Source organism: Paenibacillus rhizosphaerae, assembly GCF_014192015.1.
In the GTDB taxonomy this organism is placed as follows: domain Bacteria; phylum Bacillota; class Bacilli; order Paenibacillales; family Paenibacillaceae; genus Paenibacillus_AQ; species Paenibacillus_AQ rhizosphaerae.
In genome coordinates, this window is record NZ_JACHXJ010000003.1 from 386,640 (window position 1) to 404,942 (window position 18,303).

The 18,303-nt window shown below is 53.9% G+C and carries 19 protein-coding genes, 1 pseudogene and 1 other annotated feature; of the genes and pseudogenes, 5 read left to right on the top strand and 15 right to left on the bottom strand.

Features of this window, described 5'->3' with window-relative positions; translation table 11 throughout:
- Positions 1-89: 89 nt before the first annotated feature.
- The 9 genes and pseudogenes from FHS19_RS18420 to FHS19_RS18455 all read right to left on the bottom strand — a co-directional run.
- Complete coding sequence (locus FHS19_RS18420) at positions 90-1,295, bottom strand: acyltransferase (protein WP_183583319.1); 1,206 nt, start codon at positions 1,293-1,295, stop codon at positions 90-92.
- Between the two features lie 244 nt (positions 1,296-1,539).
- Positions 1,540-2,010 carry a RidA family protein gene (locus FHS19_RS18425; RefSeq protein WP_183583929.1) on the bottom strand — a complete coding sequence of 157 codons (471 nt, stop codon included), beginning with the start codon at positions 2,008-2,010 and terminating at the stop codon, positions 1,540-1,542.
- On the bottom strand, positions 2,010-3,251 hold the full coding sequence (locus FHS19_RS18430) for a M20 family metallopeptidase (RefSeq protein ID WP_183583320.1): 1,242 nt from the start codon (positions 3,249-3,251) through the stop codon (positions 2,010-2,012). Before FHS19_RS18430 ends, FHS19_RS18425 begins: the two co-directional genes overlap by 1 nt.
- Positions 3,252-3,278: 27 nt before the next feature.
- The gene (locus tag FHS19_RS35320; protein ID WP_312887263.1) at positions 3,279-4,028 is read right to left on the bottom strand and encodes an alanine racemase; all 750 of its coding nucleotides are present in this window, start codon (positions 4,026-4,028) and stop codon (positions 3,279-3,281) included.
- The gene (locus tag FHS19_RS35325) at positions 4,016-4,369 is read right to left on the bottom strand and encodes an alanine racemase (protein WP_281382545.1); all 354 of its coding nucleotides are present in this window, start codon (positions 4,367-4,369) and stop codon (positions 4,016-4,018) included. The genes FHS19_RS35320 and FHS19_RS35325 overlap by 13 nt, the downstream gene beginning before the upstream one ends.
- Positions 4,370-4,718: 349 nt before the next feature.
- Positions 4,719-5,387, bottom strand: coding sequence for a helix-turn-helix transcriptional regulator (locus FHS19_RS18440; RefSeq protein WP_183583321.1), 669 nt, complete (start codon positions 5,385-5,387; stop codon positions 4,719-4,721).
- A 354-nt stretch (positions 5,388-5,741) separates the two neighbouring features.
- Positions 5,742-7,304: a 2-isopropylmalate synthase gene (locus tag FHS19_RS18445; RefSeq protein WP_183583322.1), complete on the bottom strand. Its 1,563-nt coding sequence runs from the start codon at positions 7,302-7,304 to the stop codon at positions 5,742-5,744.
- Between the two features lie 93 nt (positions 7,305-7,397).
- Positions 7,398-7,634 (bottom strand) — a binding site (T-box leader).
- Positions 7,635-7,716: 82 nt separating this feature from the next.
- Positions 7,717-8,244 carry a PadR family transcriptional regulator gene (locus tag FHS19_RS18450; protein ID WP_183583323.1) on the bottom strand — a complete coding sequence of 176 codons (528 nt, stop codon included), beginning with the start codon at positions 8,242-8,244 and terminating at the stop codon, positions 7,717-7,719.
- A gap of 69 nt (positions 8,245-8,313) precedes the next feature.
- Positions 8,314-9,243: pseudogene (locus FHS19_RS18455) on the bottom strand (YhgE/Pip domain-containing protein); the annotation flags it as partial.
- A gap of 90 nt (positions 9,244-9,333) precedes the next feature.
- Here FHS19_RS18455 and FHS19_RS18460 point away from each other — a divergent pair.
- Positions 9,334-9,828 carry a GNAT family N-acetyltransferase gene (locus FHS19_RS18460; RefSeq protein ID WP_246426685.1) on the top strand — a complete coding sequence of 165 codons (495 nt, stop codon included), beginning with the start codon at positions 9,334-9,336 and terminating at the stop codon, positions 9,826-9,828.
- 74 nt (positions 9,829-9,902) lie between these two features.
- Here the strand turns inward: FHS19_RS18460 and FHS19_RS18465 are convergent, their stop codons facing one another.
- Both FHS19_RS18465 and FHS19_RS18470 read right to left on the bottom strand, forming a co-directional pair.
- Positions 9,903-10,109 carry a zinc ribbon domain-containing protein gene (locus FHS19_RS18465; protein ID WP_183583324.1) on the bottom strand — a complete coding sequence of 69 codons (207 nt, stop codon included), beginning with the start codon at positions 10,107-10,109 and terminating at the stop codon, positions 9,903-9,905.
- Positions 10,110-10,183: 74 nt separating this feature from the next.
- Entirely contained in the window at positions 10,184-10,339 is a 156-nt protein-coding gene (locus FHS19_RS18470; RefSeq protein ID WP_183583325.1) for a hypothetical protein, read from the bottom strand.
- Positions 10,340-10,511: 172 nt separating this feature from the next.
- On the opposite strand from FHS19_RS18470, the gene FHS19_RS18475 reads away from it, so the two are divergent.
- The 3 genes from FHS19_RS18475 to FHS19_RS18485 all read left to right on the top strand — a co-directional run bounded on the left by FHS19_RS18475 (position 10,512) and on the right by FHS19_RS18485 (position 13,352).
- On the top strand, positions 10,512-11,087 hold the full coding sequence (locus FHS19_RS18475) for a sigma-70 family RNA polymerase sigma factor (protein ID WP_183583326.1): 576 nt from the start codon (positions 10,512-10,514) through the stop codon (positions 11,085-11,087).
- Positions 11,077-12,147 carry a hypothetical protein gene (locus FHS19_RS18480; RefSeq protein ID WP_183583327.1) on the top strand — a complete coding sequence of 357 codons (1,071 nt, stop codon included), beginning with the start codon at positions 11,077-11,079 and terminating at the stop codon, positions 12,145-12,147. Before FHS19_RS18475 ends, FHS19_RS18480 begins: the two co-directional genes overlap by 11 nt.
- Positions 12,148-12,368: 221 nt before the next feature.
- Entirely contained in the window at positions 12,369-13,352 is a 984-nt protein-coding gene (locus FHS19_RS18485) for a glycoside hydrolase family 43 protein (RefSeq protein WP_183583328.1), read from the top strand.
- Between the two features lie 88 nt (positions 13,353-13,440).
- On the opposite strand, the gene FHS19_RS18490 is transcribed toward FHS19_RS18485, so the two are convergent.
- The 4 genes from FHS19_RS18490 to FHS19_RS18505 all read right to left on the bottom strand — a co-directional run bounded on the left by FHS19_RS18490 (position 13,441) and on the right by FHS19_RS18505 (position 17,235).
- Positions 13,441-13,896: an SRPBCC domain-containing protein gene (locus FHS19_RS18490; RefSeq protein ID WP_183583329.1), complete on the bottom strand. Its 456-nt coding sequence runs from the start codon at positions 13,894-13,896 to the stop codon at positions 13,441-13,443.
- A 120-nt stretch (positions 13,897-14,016) separates the two neighbouring features.
- Positions 14,017-15,009: a quinone oxidoreductase family protein gene (locus FHS19_RS18495; protein ID WP_183583330.1), complete on the bottom strand. Its 993-nt coding sequence runs from the start codon at positions 15,007-15,009 to the stop codon at positions 14,017-14,019.
- A 17-nt stretch (positions 15,010-15,026) separates the two neighbouring features.
- On the bottom strand, positions 15,027-16,256 hold the full coding sequence (locus FHS19_RS18500) for an MFS transporter (RefSeq protein WP_183583331.1): 1,230 nt from the start codon (positions 16,254-16,256) through the stop codon (positions 15,027-15,029).
- A 130-nt stretch (positions 16,257-16,386) separates the two neighbouring features.
- Positions 16,387-17,235: a helix-turn-helix transcriptional regulator gene (locus FHS19_RS18505; RefSeq protein ID WP_183583332.1), complete on the bottom strand. Its 849-nt coding sequence runs from the start codon at positions 17,233-17,235 to the stop codon at positions 16,387-16,389.
- Positions 17,236-17,370: 135 nt separating this feature from the next.
- Between FHS19_RS18505 and FHS19_RS18510 the strand changes: the two genes are divergently transcribed.
- Positions 17,371-18,282, top strand: coding sequence for an alpha/beta hydrolase (locus FHS19_RS18510; RefSeq protein ID WP_183583333.1), 912 nt, complete (start codon positions 17,371-17,373; stop codon positions 18,280-18,282).
- Positions 18,283-18,303 lie beyond the last annotated feature (21 nt).

Here is an 18,303-nt window from a genome sequence, read left to right on the forward strand (position 1 = left end):
TGCCATCAATCAACGATCGATGGCACCCTTTTTCGCTGCGGATCAATGGGAGAATAATGGATTTGTCTCAAAAGACTTTCATCACGGCATCAAGACACCGTCGGCGACTCCTTGCGAAAGCCGGATTCGCCCGGCTTGCTCCGCTTCGCGTCACGGCGCTTTGCACCGATGATCCAGCGCGAACCCGGCAGATGCGACAGCGTGTAGCTGATGCCGAGCGAAGCGAGTACGGTCAGGCCGAAGGTCAGGAGCGTAAAGGATACGTGGCTGCCTGCCAAATCCATCGGACGCGTGAAAAAGGCGATCACGTAAATGATCAGCGCATGCACAAGATAGCCGCCGAACGAATACCGGCCGATCCAGGTCAGCAGCCGCAGAAAAGCCTGGCTCCGCCCCTGCATCATGATAAGCAGCCCGTACAGCAGGAGCATCTGCGCGACGATGATGACAAAGGTCGATGGCCGCAGGTACGTGGAAATATTTAAATTCACGACCTCACCCGACCCCTGCAGCACGTCATAGCCCAGCTTGATGTACATGGCCAGGAACAGGAGTCCGGTCCAAGGCAGCAGCCGGGTGCACCATGCCCGCCAGTTTGAGACGGATGCCGCGCATACCGCGCCGGCCACAACATAAAAACCGTACATTACGAACGAATAGCTGCGGTATTGCAGCAAAACGGACCAGGGTCCGCCAAGCCCTTCGGCCCAGCTCCCCATTCGGTAATAGGACAGATACAGCAGAGCAGCGTAAATGATAAAAGATCCGCCCAGGATCGCGGATAACAACCCTGCCCGCTTCTTCGTCTCCAAAGGCCCGATCACGCGCCGCGCCGCCCGAAACGCCCAGGCAAACAGCGGAAACAGCAGGTAGAACTGAAAGATCATCAGAATAAACCACAGCTGGTATCCCGTCTGAGGAACGAACATCTCTTTCAGCAGCGCTCCCCAGTCCTGTCCTCCTTTTTGCCAGAAAGATGGGGTAAATACGTGGACATACAGCCAATAAATCACCGTCCAGCACAGAAAAGGGACATACACATCTCCGAACCGTTTGCGGATAAACGGACCGTACCGAAACCGTTCACCATAGTTATAAAACAACAGCACGGCGGATAAAAACACAAAGGTCGGCGTTCCGAAACGGGTCAGGTGGTAGATCATCGTCAGCATGGTGGAATCCGCGGCCACAATGTCGGGCCTATAAATGTACTCGGCAATGGAATGCTGCATCACGATCGCCAGAAAGGCGAGGCCACGCAGCTGCGTCCATTCTTCGATTCGCGGTTTGCCCATGAGCATGAGGTCCTCCTTCTTCTTGTTCAGGGCCAGTATACCCGGTCAATATTAAATGAACCTTAAAGCAGGTGGAATTAACAGATTTTCTCTCATCCAAAGGCCACTTTTTTCCCCCGTACATGGTTCACGATTCTCCAGTTTCCAACAACTCCCCATGCATATAAAAAAACCGGGAAGTCCATCTTCTGGACGTTCCCGGCACGAAGGGCCGTGTATAACGAAATAGCCCCATGATCCTGCTCTATCGCGATAATTCGATCTCGACGATGATCTCCACCTCGACCGGCGTATCAAACGGCAGCTCGCTCGTGCCGATCGCGGAGCGCGTATGCTTGCCCTTCTCCCCGAACACTTCGATCAGCAGATCCGACGCCCCGTTCAGCACGTAAGGCTGGTCTTTAAATCCCGGGGCGCTTTGGATGAAGCCGAGCATCTTGACCACTTTCTTCACCCGGTCCAGGCTGCCCAGATGGGCCTGCAACGACGATAAAATATTCACGATGCACCGGCGCGCCGCCTCTTGCCCCTGCTCGATCGTCAGCTCTGCTCCAAGCTTGCCTTTTAGAATCAGCTCCCCGTTCTTGCGGCAATCATGACCCGAAGTGTACAGCAGATTTCCTACTTGATTTACGGGAACGTACGAGAACTTCGGCTCGCCAACCGGCTCCAGCTCGATGTTCAGTTCTTTTAATCTCTCTTGAATGCTCATCATCATTCCTCCTGTAATGGTTGTTGTTGAAGCAGCCGCATGGCGAGCTGCATGTATACCTTGGCTGCGTCCGCGATCTGACGGACGGGTACCCGTTCATCCTTGACATGGGCTTGATCCAGCGATCCGGGTCCGAATATAATCGTCGGTATGCCACGATCAATGGACAGGAACGGCGCCTCGCAGGTGGCTTCGAAAATACCGATGGCGGACGGCTTCCCGAGAACATCACAGGTAGCGTCGACCAGCGCCTGCACAAGCTCATGGTCCTGCGGAATGGTCGACGCCGGAATAAACAAGTAGTCGTCCACTTCGTAGGTGACTTCCCCGGCGATTTCACCTAAGCCTTCGCCTGAGCCTGCACCCGCACTTAAGCCTCCGCTTACACCCGCGCCTGACGCCGCATTTAGCGCCTCCTTCAATTGCTTCAGCACCTGCTCCGCCGTCTCGCCGGGGATGACCCGGCGGTCGACCTCGATCTCGCAGTGCTGCGGCACGATGTTCGGCGCCGTCCCGCCCTTGATCTGCGTGACGTTCAGCGTCGCGTACCCGAGAAGCGGATCGGCGCTCTCCTTGAGGCGGCTTCGAAGCGGCTCCAGCGCCGAGATGAGCGCCGCCATCTTCGGAATGGCGTTGTCGGGCTCCAGCACCTTCGCCGCATGGCCGGCGACGCCCGCCGTGCGGATCCGGTAGCGGCCGACGCCTTTATGGGCGGTGCAGATGCCGAGCCCGGTCGGCTCGCCGATAACGGCGTAATCGGCGTGCACACCGCTGCGCAGAAAGTGGCGCATGCCGGCATTCTCCCGCTCTTCATCCACGTTGAAGAGCAGGAGCAGCTCCCCGGCGAACGGGCAGCCGCGCCGGTGCAGCAGGATGGCCGCGTACAGCATGGCCGCGACGCCGGACTTCATATCGGCGGCACCCCGGCCGATCATCTCACCGCCCCGGACAACGGCGGCAAACGGGTCCTCGCTCCAGCCTTCCCCGGCCGGAACGACGTCGAGATGGCCGTTGTACAGCAGCGCCGGCCCTTCCGCCGTGCCCTTCAGCCGGGCGACCACATTCGGCCGCTGCGGCGCGGCCCACTGCAGCTCGGCCTCGATCCCCTCGTCCCGAAGGAGCTTCAAGACGTACCGGGCGGCCGCTTCTTCGCGTCCCGGCGGATTTTCGCTCGGGATGCGGATGAGTCCGCAGACGATATCCAGCAGCTCATGCCCGTGAAATGAATCAAGGTCCTTCTCCATGAATAGCCAGCCTCCTCACTGTACCGCTCAGCTGTTCTTGCCCCTGGCGTCGATCCGGATCTTCTCGACCGGCACCCCTCCGCGGAAGCCGACGATTTCATCGCACAGATTCGGGAGGACGCAGGCATGATTCGGGATAATGGTCAGGTGCTGGCCGATGTGAAGCGATACGGAAGCCGGATCATAGCTGAGGAAACCGTGCTCTTCATTCAGCTTGAAAATTTCGATATCGGGATGCTCCACGATGTAGCCGAAACCTTTGGAGAAAGGCATCGTGTCCGTGGTGAGCGTTTTGGATCCCGCGTCGATGATCGCCCGGCCCGGAGCCGGAACACTGACGACCGTCGTGATTACCCGCAGCGCGCAATCGTCCACCGTGATCATGCCCATCGACAATTGGCCCACGTCGTGGAATATGTAATTTCCGGCCCGAATCTCGGTTACACCCTCAAGCTCCTGCGCGAACTTGGACGACAGCGACGAACCGCCGCTAACGACCGGAACATCGATTCCCGCTTTTCTCAGCAGATCGGCGGTGTTCTTCAGGGTAGCCGCCTCCTGGCGAGCTGTGCTGCGAATCTCTTCCCGGCCCTCTTCGCTGTAAATCTGGCCCGCATAGGAGAGCAGTCCGGTGATTTCGATCCCCGGCAGGTTCCGGATCTGCTGCGCAAATTGCAGCGTGTCTTCCCCCGGCTGGCGGCCGCAGCGGCCGATGCCCCCGTCCACTTCGATGTAGAGCGGTATGCGGCGGCCGAGACGCTCGCCTACCTCCGACACCGCCGCGGCGCCTTCCACACTGTCGGCAACGGTCGTAACTTTGACCTTTTGCGCCAGTGATATAACCGCTCTTGTTTGTCTTCGCCAATGATGGGAAAAGCGATCAAAATATCGTCGATTCCCGCTTCAGCCATCACTTCCGCTTCCCCGAGCTTGGCGCAGGTAATGCCGGTGCTTCCGGCCTCCAGCTGCTTGCGGGCAAAATAAACCGACTTGTGCGACTTGATGTGGGGACGGTGCCGGATTCCGGCCTTTCTCGCTTCCTCCGCCATGCTGCGGATGTTGCGTTCGGCAATGTCCAAATCGACGATGACGGCAGGCGTTGATACGGTTTGAACCATCTTGCTCCCTCCTTAATTGACACAGATCTGGATTATGGATATGACCTTGTTGTAGGCTCGCTGAGACAATCAATCTTCAAACCAACAAAAAAAAAATAATTAGATCAAAAAAATATTTTTTTGATTGTTCACATTATGAATCCCCTCGCCGCGTCTTGTCAATATAATTCCACGACTCAGCATAATGCTGAATACGCTTTCAAACTAGGATAAGAAAAGCCCGAAATACAGGCCAACTCTTATGCAGCACCGTGGCTATTATGTTCATCGAATGTGCGGACTCCTTCTGCCCTTGTCTGCGCTTTGCTATCCTCAAATCCCCGGCCCTGGCCCGGGCGGCTTAGCCTTGCTATACCTTGTTTTTCGGCATGCCTTTGTCCTGGTTCGCCCGAATTTCGTCGAGATAGTTATACAGCGTAAACTTGGAAATATCGAGGAACTGGCATACTTTATCCCCCGCCTTTTTCACGAGAAAAGCGCCGCGCATATCCAGAAACTGCACCGCCTTCACCTTGTCTTCCTTGCTCATATGAGAGACCGGCTTGCCGATTTCCTTCCGGCATTCCTGAAGCAGGTAATCAAGCAAATCGTTCACGTCGTTGACGAATACCTCTTTCACTTCCTGGTCTAGACTATGCATCGTCAGCGACCGGATCGTATTCTCCGCAACGAGCAGATCGGAAATATCCAGGTTCATGCAGAGGGCGCCGATCGTCTCACCTTTACTGTTTTTAAAGTAGGTTGAAGAGGATCGCAATATTTTGCCGTCTTTCGTCTGGGTGATGTAGTTGTAGCGGTCTCCCTCCGTCACGGTTCCGCGCAGCACCTCCAGCCCGAGATTGCTTCCGCAGTCCCCGACCTTCCGGCCGGTAATGTGGCCGTTCTCGATCGCCACGATCGTGCTTTCGTACCCTTGCGTCAAATCGTGAAGCACCACTTCGCATTTCTCCCCAAACTGGGCGGCGATGGCCCGGATAACGGGCAGCAGCACATTCAGCTCTTCCTTGATATGTTCCATAGATCCCACTCTCTTTAAACTGTCATCTAAAAATAATTTTGAGTATCAAAAAAACTTTAATGCATCTCTAGTTTGTTCAAAATCGTTCTTTTTGTCAAGGTGTGACGGCAGAACCGCGGTAGACTTCACAAAAAATGATAAGAACAAAAGAAGCAGCACATGCTGCTTCTTTTGGATCCGGACGTCAAATGCGGGGCCCGGACTTGCTGCGATGGCCGAACCCCATGTCACCGAGATGGCTCTGCACCCGCTCAGCACTCTATTATAACGCCATGATTTATCTCCCCCCTTCTTTCGGAACCGTTTATCACTACGCACGCATTCGGCTGGGTCCAGCCTCTGTCCGACTTTCCTTTACTCGTTCGCGCTTTGCATGGCCGTCTGCGGCTCGCCCGGTGCGTCCAGCACGGCGGCGTTGATGCCGTTCAGAAACGCCAGCGCGCTCGCCTTGATAATGTCGGTATCCATTGCGCGTCCGGAGTATGTTTTGCCCTGGTATTCCAGCCGGATGTTGACGCGGCCGATCGCCTCTTTGCCCCGCGACAGGCTGTTGATTTTATAATCCCTCAGCTGCACGTCAAGTCCGACCAAAGCCTTGATCGCGCTGTACAGCGCATCGATCGGTCCGTCCCCGACCTTGCTGTCCGTGTAGCTTTCGCCGCCTTTTTTCAGCTGGACGGTCGCCGTCGGCACGATGTCGTTGGTCACGACCTGAAAGGACTCCAGCTCATATAGATGGCTGGTGCCCTGATCGATTTTGCGGTGCTCGGCTACCAAATAGAACACGTCATGGTCATAAACTTCCTTTTTGGCGTCGGCCAGCTGCAGAAATTTCGCAAACAGCTCCTCAAAATCGTTAGGGTTGCTCGTGTCGAAGCCGATTTTTTCCACCGCATTTTTGAACGCATGCCGTCCGGAACGCGCGGTCAGGATCAATTCCATGCTCTCAGCCCCGACTTCCTCCGGCGACATGATTTCGTACACGTTTTTATCCTTCAGCAGTCCATCCTGGTGAATGCCGGACGAGTGGGCAAACGCGTTTTCGCCTGTAATCGCCTTGTTCACCTGCACGTCCAGTCCTGTCAAATGGGTCAGGAGCCGGGAGGTGCGCAGAATTTCCTGCGTCTGGATCTGGGTATGACAGTTAAAATAGTTTTCCCGCACCTTCAGCCCCATCACCACTTCCTCAAGCGAGGTGTTGCCGGCGCGTTCGCCAAGCCCGTTGATGGTGCACTCCACCTTCTCGGCCCCGTTCTTGATTGCGGCCAGCGTGTTTGCCGTCGCCAGGCCCAGATCGTTATGGCAGTGCACGCTCAGGACGACCTTGTCATTCAGGTTTTTCAGCCGGTCGTTAATTTTTCGGATCAGCTCGCCGAACTCTTCCGGAACGGCATAACCAACCGTGTCAGGAACGTTGATGATCGTCGCGCCGGCCTTGACCACCGCTTCGATCGTCTGCCACAGGTATTCGAATTCCGACCGGGACGCATCCTCCGTGGAATACTGCACCTCCGGCAGCAGCGTCTTCGCAAATTTGACGGCATCCACGCCCATTTGCACGACGGCGTCCTTCGAGCGGCTGAACTTTTTCTCCACGTGAATGTTGGACGTGCCCAGCACGATATGGATAAACGGATTTTGCGCGAGCTTGATGCTTTCATACACGCTTTCGATGTCGCTCTTCACCGCCCGGGCGAGTGCGGTCACAGAGACGCTGTCTCCCACGGTTCTGACGATTTCCTGCACGGCTTGAAAATCCCCCGCCGACGACGCAGGGAAGCCCGCCTCGATGATATCTACATTGAGGCGCTTCAGCTGCTGCGCGAATTCAACCTTCTGCTGCGTGTTGAGCTTGGCGCCAGGCACCTGCTCTCCGTCGCGTAACGTCGTGTCCAATACGATAATTTTGCGGTTCATCTGCAATTCCTCCCCAATCAGTGTAGTTATATATATTTAAAAGCGGGGCCGGCCAAACCCGGAATTTGGCCAACAAAAAAACCCCGTCTCTACGCTAGAGACGAGGTTTAACCCGCGGTACCACTCTAATTCATTTTCAGCAGTGCAAAAATGATCTTCTTTCGATGGCAATCACCATCTATCCCTGTAACGGTGGAACTCCGGCAGACCCTACATTGTCAGGTGGCGGTTCATAGACGAGTTCGAAATGATCGACAATACCGCTTCACACCACCCAGCGGCTCTCTGGAAAGTCACTACACTTCTACTATTTCTAATCGAAACCTTTATGAGGTATGAAATTGTTAATTATATTATGGCATCCATTTGCTTTTGTCAACCCTGGATTTTCCATAAAGTTGAACCCGGAAGATCAAGCGGAACGGAGATGTTCCATCAGCTTCCGAAGCCAGTTGGCATCATTCGATAGGGCTTGGTAGGCGTGCTCGCTAATAAAAAGGGCCGAGTCCCGGTACCTGTCCGGAACCTCGGAGAAGCCTGGCCGCTCCTCGATCAGCCGGATTTTTTTCTCCAGGCGGGCGATGGACTCCTCGATGATGTAAGCCAGCTTGTGCTTGTCCACCTTATCCAGAAACAACAGAGATGAATACAGGCTCGTGATGCTTGTGAAATTTTGAAATACCGCGTAAATTTCCTCTTCCAGCGCCCTGCGGCCCTCGTCGGTAATGCCGTAGGTCGTTTTCTCCGGACGGTTTTCGGATTGGACGACTTTGATTTTACGGATGTAGCCCTTTTTCAGCAGGACCTCAAAATTGTAATACAGCGTTCCGTCGTTGATCGTGATCGTATTTTCCAGAGGCTTGAACACCTGTTTCTTGATGTCGTACGGATGGTGCTCCCCCTCGCTGAGCAAGCCGAGAATAAAGATCTGAAGCGACATTGCGATCCCCCTCATCATATGAAAAAAGGGCCGACAGGACCTTTTCCCGTCAGCCCATCCGATCTTATTTTACATGAATTGCGGTTCCGCTGCAGGCTCCTTCCCCGCCTTGGCCGTTTTGACAGGCTTAAACTGGTGAATGAACAGGTTGATGACGAGCGCACCCGCTCCCACCAGGGCCAAACCGAGAACATATTCAGCCGTTTTCCCGCCTCCAAAGAGCAGGTTGTAATCCAGATGAATCGTGTAGAACATCGGAGAAATATGGCTGAAAGCCTTGAAGAATCCCGGCATCATCTCCGGCGGCAGCACGGCTCCGCCCGCAATCGTCTGCGACAGCAGCAGCGGCAGGTTCAGCATCATGCCGGCCTGGCCGAACAGCAGCACGCAGATGCTGGTGAACTCAATGGCGACGAGCATTTCCAGGGAGTGCACCATCCACATATTCAGGAACGTCTCCGCCCCGTAGTTGTGGAAGCCGAAGTAGATAGCCAAACCGACCAGCGGCGCGATCAGGGACAGCACCACATGGACGCCCTGAAGGGACAGAAACGCTCTCCATTTGCCTACTTTGGCTTTCAGCTGGTTCAGCGCGCCCGAGCTGATCATCGAATAAATCATCGCACCTACGTAGGACGCCATCGTCAGGAACATCGGCGCCATCTGATTATGCATACCGGCCGGCGGTGTGTTCGTGGACACGATATTCGGCGTCATCTTCGACATCACGCCTTCGACCATCTGCTTGGATTGCTCTGCGGGCACCTTCATGCCCTGCAGCATGGCTTCAAAGCTCTGCGTCTGAATTTGCGTGCTGATCTTAGAGGAAACCTGTGTCGCAATGCTCTGCATCGTGCTGTTGACCGAGGCCGGATTGGATTCGTTGATGAAAAAGTCCAGCTTCACCTGCTCGCCCTGGGCGGCCAGCTTCTGCGTAAAATCCTGCGGGATATGCATGATGAACTGAATATCGCGGTTATCCAGGTCCTTCTGCGCCTGCTCAAGCGATTCGTCCGTGTTTAGAGGTTGATGTCAAATCGACGCGCAAGAGGCTGGAGTTAAGGCGCTAACCGGCGGTTATCTACAACCATGAACTTCGATGTGGTAGAATATGTAATCATATTACTTGTGGGACAGGTGAAACGAATGAATGCGGATATCAAGGTAAGACTGGCATCAGTATCCGATGCAGAGGAACTCTCCAGGCTAAACCAAGCGTTTAACGGAGGTGACAAGCGGCCTCCCCAGCAAATCATGGAGAGCCTGAAGATCCACAACGAATTAATTGCTGTAGCAGAAATAAGAGGCAAAGTCGTTGGTTTTGGTTGTGCTCAAAGCTTTCATTCATTTTGTTACGAAGATCCGCAGGGGGAAATTACGGAACTGTATGTTGAAGAAGCCGCACGAAGGAGAGGAATTGCGGGTGCAATCATTTTTTGTCTGGAAGAAAATCTCAGGAAACGTGGCGTAGAAAGCGTAAAAGTGTTGACTGGCAAGCGGAACGACGCTGCCATTAAAACGTATGAACACTGCAATTATGTCAAAGACGATGAGCTGGTGCTGACCAAAAGGATAGAAGACTGACGATTTATTCAACAAAGACCGCCCTGAAAAAGGCGATCTTTTATCAAAGCCTGTGGAGGACGAGCCTCCACAGCTTAACCAAAGAACAGGTCGAGAATATTCGATCCTGTCGACGACTGTTTGTTGTAAAATTCGGAATAGCCGCAATTTTCGCAATAGACGACAACAAATTGGTTGTGCTGGACATCAAACATTTTGGAGAGGCCTGTGCCGGTCATGGCCACCTCTTTCGTCTTGGCGTTGCGGCTGCCGCATTTCACGCATCCCTGTTGTTCATTCATCTCTCATTACCTCCATATTCGCGTTCGCGTTTTGTATCCTAATACGGTCCGTGCTAAGGCATGGTTGCAAACTGTCACTCTTCCGAATACATTCCCCAGCCCTTATATTTGTATAATCCCTCCAAAGCCAGGTTGTAATTCAGCGCTTCGATGCTCCAGACCTTCATCTGATCAGCCGGCAGCAGGCCCAATTCTTTGAGCTCACCTTGCAATCTGACGGGAAAGAACAATATGTCTTCCTCGCTTTCCTGCTGCTGCCCACCTTCCCGCCATTTCGTTCATAAGTACCACCTCCTATATAGCCCAAATATTTATATTTTATAAAATGACATAAAAACCGAACTCTTTTTTCATCGAGCGACAATATTGGGTGTAAGCTGCTTACCCAGGAGGGCCCTCTGAATGCAAAACGAATCGATGCACCACGTGCTCACAAAAATGATCGAAGGTGATCAGCAGGCGTTTCACACGCTGTATGATGCCACCTATCAGGATGTCTACCGGACGGTCTCTTTTCTGGTGGATCATCCTCAGGATCGCGAAGATATCATGAATGAGATTTACATGCAAATGTGGACCTCGCTTCCCAACTACGATCCGAATCGTCCTTTCCACTTCTGGCTGCACGGCTTGGTCATCCGCCAAGTGCAGAGATTCCGGATGAAAAGCTGGAGGAGATTCCGAATTTTCGAACGAATCCGTATCTTTTCCCGGGAAGAGCATCATTGGGATCAGCCCACGGTGACGACGGATGGGACAGACCCTGAGATATCAAAGGCCATGCACAAGCTGACCGATAAACAGCGAACGGTGATCATCCTCCGCTTTTACCACGACTATACGCTGGAGGAGATTGCAACATTACTCGATATTCCGCTGGGTACCGTCAAGTCCAGATCTCATGCCGGCCTGCAGTCGCTTCGAAAACACTTGGGAAACCTCCCCCTGGAAAGGATGGAAAAGAACAATGCCTATTGAAAGCCAAATCCGCGAGTACCTGCATCAAGAGGCAGAGACCATGGAATGCCCCCCGGCCATTTCCAAACGAATCGAACAATCCTATTCTCATTACGCACAACGACAAAGGAGCAAAAAAACGATGAAAAAACGATGGATCGGCGGCCTTGTTGCTGCAGCAATTATGATTCCAACCGCGGCATTCGCCGCCCCTCCCCTGTTTGAAATGGCTAAGAGAACACCGATGACGGCCGAGCAAGTCAAGGTGGATGCGGTTGGCGGAGCGGCGCTTGACAAGCTGTATCGCTCTTATCCGGAAACCAAGTCGTTTGAAATCATCGACGCCAGCCAGCTTGGAGGAGACCCCGCGGATGCAAGTCAGGGGAAAGCCATCCAAACCAGCATCGTGCTGCAGGAAAAGGGAGCCCATGGCAAAAAGGTCCGCCTTGATTTGAACGGGATTACGGGTGAAATCGAACATGTAAATCAAGAAAATTGGCAGCCTCAGGAGAAGCCGGTCATCTCCTTAACCGATCAGGAAATCAAATCGAAGGTAGATGATCTCATAAACAAACTGTACGGCAGTACCGGTAAGTACGAATACAGCATGGAGCCGATGCAGAATTCGGACCCAAAAACGTTGATATTGAACTATACCGAAAAGGGATCAGCAACGCCGTTCTATCAGGCATTAGTTCAAGGGAATACGATCAGCGTTTCTCTGATCGGAGGCGGCCCTGCCCCATCCGTGGAAGGCTTTTTCACTACAAACGGCAAGCCTGACTATACTGCGGATGCCTTTTTAAATGATGAAAAGCTATTTTCTTTACTTCAGATGAGTCCTGCGGAATTGAAACAAGAATTGGCGAAAGGTGCATCTGTCGCCGAGATCGCAGCATCTAAAAAGGTTTCCAAGCAACAAGTCATGGACGTCATCGCAAGTACACAGGCTCAAAAACAAATCCAGGCCGATTCGCATGGAGGAGCTTCCGATGACGAGCGTACGCTGGAACAATGGAAACAATTTCTTGAACCCAAAGTATCGCAAGTGATTGAACATAAAACGGAAACGCCTTGGTAGAAAGAACAGTCCAGGTGCCAGAAATGGCGCCTGTGTTTTTTATGGATGCTCCCCTCTAGAACTGATCGTCTTGATAGGGGAACCATCCATTTTCTTAAAAACCTAAAATTTTGAGGAAAAGACCTATAAATCTTGTAGGTTTTGAACCCGGTTTGTTTGCTAAAATGGAAAGGAGCACCTTTTGCAGCATCTATCCAACCACAGAATAAGGAGGAAACGAGATGACTCAGCCTGTGACGCAGCGCGAGCCTTTGGTCACCCACATCTATACCGCCGACCCTTCGGCTCACGTGTTTGAAGGCAAGCTGTATATTTACCCATCCCATGACCTGGACCATGAGCATACGTCCAACGATAACGGGGATCAGTACGACATGGAGGATTACCACGTCCTGTCCATGGACGATGCGAACTCCCCATGCCAGGATCACGGCGAGGCGCTGCATCTCCGCGATATCCCTTGGGCCAAGCAGCAGCTCTGGGCGCCGGATGCGGCCTATAAGAACAATACGTACTACCTCTTCTTTCCGGCACGGGATCACGACAACATCTTCCGGATTGGGGTAGCTACCGGCTCCTCTCCCGCAGGGCCATTCACTCCGCAGCCGGAATATATTCCGGGCAGCTTCAGCATTGACCCCGCCGTCCTGATGGACGATGATGGAAGGGCTTTCATGTACTTTGGAGGGCTGTGGGGCGGCCAGCTGGAAAAATGGCAGACGGGCACCTTTGATCCGAACGCTGAAGGCCCGGCAGCCGACGAACCGGCGCTGGGGCCAAGAGTGGCCGAGCTTAGCGACGACCTGCTGACCTTCAAGGAGGCGCCCCGCGAAATCTCCATTCTCGACGAGAACGGCCAGCCCATTTTGGCAGGGGACGAGGAACGGAGATATTTTGAAGGACCGTGGGTACATAAGCATAACGGACTTTATTATCTGTCTTATTCGACCGGCACGACCCATAACATCGTATACGCTGTGAGCGAGAACCCGCAGGGTCCTTTTACGTACAAAGGAAAAATCCTGACGCCGGTCATCGGCTGGACGACCCACCACTCGATCGTGCAGTTCCAGGATAAATGGTATTTGTTCTATCATGACAGCTCACTATCGGGCGGCGCGGACAACAAACGCTGCGTCAAATTCACTGAGCTGACCATCCACGAGGACGGTACGATCAAAACCATCGATCCATACGGGAAGTAACCGCTTGTGATAAGCTCGCGGTGAAGTGAAAAAGGCTTACCTCCACCAAATGGAGATAAGCCTTTTTTTGGTCTGCAGCGCCGAGGGTCTACGCTGTCCCTTCGGCAAAATTCCGGATCGCGTCCATATAGGACGAGGCCGGATACTCTTGCTTGGCGTGCTCGTATCCCGGATTGCCTTCGGACCACGCACAGGTGAGCTCCAGCTTGGTCTGGTCCCCCACCGGCGTCAATTGATAAGTCATATCGCAATATACGGACTCATGCTGTTCATTGTAAGCCGGAGCGGGATGCTGTTCATACGAAAATTCGCGGTTCGGCTCGTACGACTTCACGAATCCGTACACATGAAGCGTCCGGTCCCCATCGGGCCCCGGTCCCCTGAATTCGACGCGGGCTCCCGGCTCAAATGTCGATTCGATACTGGACCCGAACAACGTGGCGCGTGTTCCTTCCGGTGTAACAATGGCCGCCCACACCCGCTCGGGCGGAGCTGCGATCAAGACTTCGTACGTCAAGCGGCTGCTAGATGGATTGACTGCCATTTCAATCACCTTCCATTGCTTGATAGGAATGTATGCTGCCGGATGGATCCATCCATTTTTTTACTTTAGCATGCAGGTTGGTTGAAGCCAATCTATTTTTTGCTTCAATGAAACGTATTTTCACTCATCCATCTTAAGCAGCAGCTTCCCACGCGTGGAGCCGGTCTCCAGAAGACGAAGCGCTTCATTGGCTTCATGAGCCGGGTAAATCCCGAAGATGTCGGCATGGACCTCTCCCTTGGCCAGCATTTGCAGCGCTTCATTGGCCCTTTGGCCTGCCCTCTCGGGGAAAGCATCGCTGTATGTACCAAGCTGAAATCCGGCGACGGACAGATTTTTAAACCACAGCTCTTGGGTCGATTGCAGTGTATCCGGCTCCCCGCCAGCGTTGCCAAGCACAACGAGCTGACCGAATGGCTTCATCACGTCAAGACTCGTCCTTCTCATGGCTCCACCTACGGGATCGAGTACGGCATCAACGCCTTGGCGGCCGGTAGCCCGCATCGTTTCTTCGACGAATCCGGAGCGTACAAATAAACCATCGTACCCAAGGGAGGAGGCCAGGCTCTTTTTATTTTCCGATCCAACCGTGCCCAGCACCAAGCCGGCACCCAGCCGGCGGGCGACCTGGCCAAGGAAACTTCCGAGCCCTCCGGCGGCGGCATGGACCAATAGGCTTCCGCCTGTCTGCAGGCGGATCACGTCCTTCATCACGATCAGAGCCGTAGTCAAATTGACGACGGAAGCGGCAGCCACCGCCAGATCCAGGGTGGAATCGAGCTCTGCAAGCCGTACGGTCAGTTCAGGTCTGACCGATACCACCGTGGCAAATCCTCCAATCTCAGACAGCGTCATTCCGGCAACCGGTTCGCCTACACGGAAACCCTCAACACCTTCGCCGATCTCCCGCACATAGCCGGCAATCTCCAATCCGGGAACATAGGGGGCTTGAACGTGGTCGAACTCCCCTCTGGCCAGCATGACATCCACAAAGCCTACGCCGGCGTAGACGACATCGACCGTTAATCTTCCCGGTGCTGCTGACAGAGCCTTTACTTTTTTCAGGCGAAGGGCTTGCGCCTCCCCTGGTTGTTCTACCGTTAAAGCTTTCATTAGGTTGACTCCCCTTTCTAATTTTTCACCAGAACTCCTTGCCGCTGTTTTCGCCTAATCCTTCTGCGCCTCGTTTCCAGCAGGATCATAAAGACGATCAGCGTCAATCCCAATAGCGTAACCCCTCCGGAAAAAATCGGTACCGCTCGAAGCCCAAACTGGCTGTCGATCACTAGTCCTCCCACCCAGGCACCCACAGCGTTGCTGATATGCAGCGCAGATACATTCATGGTGGTCGCCAAATTTGGCGCTTCCTTTGCTTTGCCCATCACAAGGACGGTGAGGCAGGGAAGAATGCCGAAGCTGAATACGCCCAGGAGAAACATGTCCGCCACTGCAAAAATCTCACTTCCAGCCAATACAGAAAAGGTAAAGAGGCATGCTGCGAGTCCCGCAGTGATTCCCATAAGCGCAGGTCCCAAGCGCCAATCGGCCAGCCTCCCCCCCGCGACATTGCCAACGGTTACGCCAATGCCAAACAAAACCAGAATCCACGAAACGGCCCTGTCGTCAAACATGGCGATCTGCTCGAGCAGCGGAGCTACGTACGTAAAGGTCATAAACACGCCGCCAAAGCATAAAGCACTGACCAGCAGCGCGAGTAATACTTCCGGTTTGCCCAGAACGCCGATCTCCCGCTTCAGCGTCGCGGGCCGGGTGCTCAGATGGCCGGGAAGCAGGCGGAAGAGTCCCGCCAGCGCCGCGGCCCCTGTGATGGCAATCGCTGCAAACGTATAACGCCAGCCAAGGGCATGGCCAACCCACGTACCAAAGGGAACGCCGGCGATGTTCGCTATGGAAGAGCCGCTGACAATAACGGATATCGCCCAGGCCCTCTTATCGGCGGTCACCATCTCGGCTGCCATGACCGTCGCCACTCCGAAAAACGAGCCGTGCGTCAAGGACATCAAGATCCGCGCTGTCATCAGCATCGCAAAGTCTTGGGCGAATACGGCCAAAGCGTTGCTGATGACAAACAGCAGCATAAGGAGGAGAAGCAGTGTTTTCCGTGGCAAACGGCCCGTCAACATCATGATGAGCGGGGCAGTAACGGCAACGCCAAGCGAGTAACCTGAAATCAGCAGCCCGGCATCCGATATCGTGACCTGCAGGTTCGAAGCGATGTCGGGCAGTATGCCCATGATGACGAATTCAGCCATGCCGATGGCAAATGCGCACAAGGAAAGCACCAATAGAGGGCGTAACGGTGAAGATAAAGGCCGGAGAACTTCAGGTGATGGTTGCATACAGACGCCTCCTTTCGGTAATTCACATTACGTTAGGAAGGCAGAGGGAACCAGATCAATTTTTTAACTAGTATAAAAAATAACAGGGAGCTTCAGGGCAAAAAGAAACCCGCACTTCGCGAAAATTCGCTTACATGCGGGCGGGACGAGTTTTCAACCAGGCCTCCAGCTTTTCGGATGTACGTGTCTCCGGCAGCGGCATATAAATGCAGCACATCAGATTTTCCAGATCATTGATTTGGGTAAAGGTTATGATTTCAAATTGCAGTTGTCCCATTGACGGGTGCTTCACTTCGATTCGCAGGCCGTTCTTTTCAGCTACTTCATGAAGAGGCCACCATTCGGCAAACTCTTTGCTGTTAGCGGTCAGGTCTTCAATGAGCCGGGTATACCAAGGCTGATCAGCCGAGCGGTCGTACAGCTTCCTGTAGAAGGATAGGGCGATTTTGGTCGATTGCTCCCAATTGATAATTTGGGTCCGAAATGCAGGATGCATAAAGGTAAGCCGCAGCATCTGCATGTCCTCAGGCGCTATCGCTGAAAAATCCGTCAAAATTTCGCAGGCGAGCTCATTCCAGGCGATGAGGCGATTTTCCGGTCCGATGACGAAAAAGGGATACGGCGTGCTCGTCACCAAATTCATGAAGGCGGGCGACAGCCTGTATGCCGACATATCCCTGGATTGTACCGCATACCTCCCCGCAAGAAGATACAAATATTCACGCTCCGTATGAGTCAGCTGCAGCGCCGAGGACAGGCGATCCAGTACCTCGGGCGAGGCGGATACTTCCCGGCCCTGCTCCAACCACGTGTACCAAGTGAGGCTTAAGTCGGCCAGCTGCGCCACTTCCTCCCGGCGGAGCCCCGGCGTTCGGCGGCGCGTATGTCCCTGTGGCAGTCCAAACTGCTCTGGCGTCAGCTGCGCTCTTCTGGCTTTCAAGAAATCTCCGATCGCTTTTCGGTTCAAGCCGGCTTCCATCGTTCGAGTCCACTCCCATCCAGGTAGTTTTTATGCTAGTTACGTTTGCTACTGCCTTCAGTATAAACGGCATGTTAATCTCGCTTCAAGCAATGATACCCCTAACCAAATATCAGGAAAGAAGGAAGGAATAATATGACACTACATGCACAAGCCGAGAAATTCATACGGGATACGGCATCCCTGCCGCCTTCCCACACCCTGGATCCTGTGGAGCTGCGCAAAATAGCCGCAGGAACCGTGATTTCAGACACGTTCGGGCTGGCATCGGCTCAAGATATGAGCATCGAAGGGCCTTACGGCGAACTGCCGCTGCGGATCTACCGGCCAGTGCGTGAAGGCGTGCTGCCCGTTATCGTATTCTATCACGGCGGTGGCTTCGTCATCTGCGATGTGCAGAAATATGACCCGATGTGCCGCATGCTGGCGGCAGTAACCCGCTGTGCTGTCGTATCGGTGGATTACAGGCTGGCTCCCGAACATCCTTTTCCCGCCGCTCCGACGGAGGCCATCTTCGCCGCCAAGTGGGTGGCGGATCGCTCCGGGGAGCTCGGCTTTGACCCCTCCAAGCTGACCCTGGCGGGAGACAGCGCCGGTGGAAATCTGGCGGCCGTGGTTGCCCAGCAACTGCGCGACCTTGGACAAGTTCATGTTGCCGGGCAAATATTAATCTGTCCCCTCACGGATTATTCCCAATGCTATGAATCGGAAGACCGGTTTGCCGAAGGTTATTTTCTAAACCGTAACGTGCTGGATTACTTCAGGAAGCATTACTTAAAGGAGGATGCCAACCGGTCGAACCCGCTCGCATCGCCGATGCTGGGACGGTTTGACGGACTTCCGCAGACGTTAATCATCACCGCTGAGTATGATCCGGTCCGCGACGAAGGTGAAGCGTATGGCAGACGGCTTGCGGAGGCCGGGGTTTTAGTCACATTCAGGCGTTATCTCGGTATGATCCACGGCTTTTACGCCATGACCGACCTGTTCGACGATGGCCGGCTTGTTTACGAAGATATCCGCAAATTTTTGCAATCCTTGGCGTAGCTGAGCCTCTTCTCATTTCCC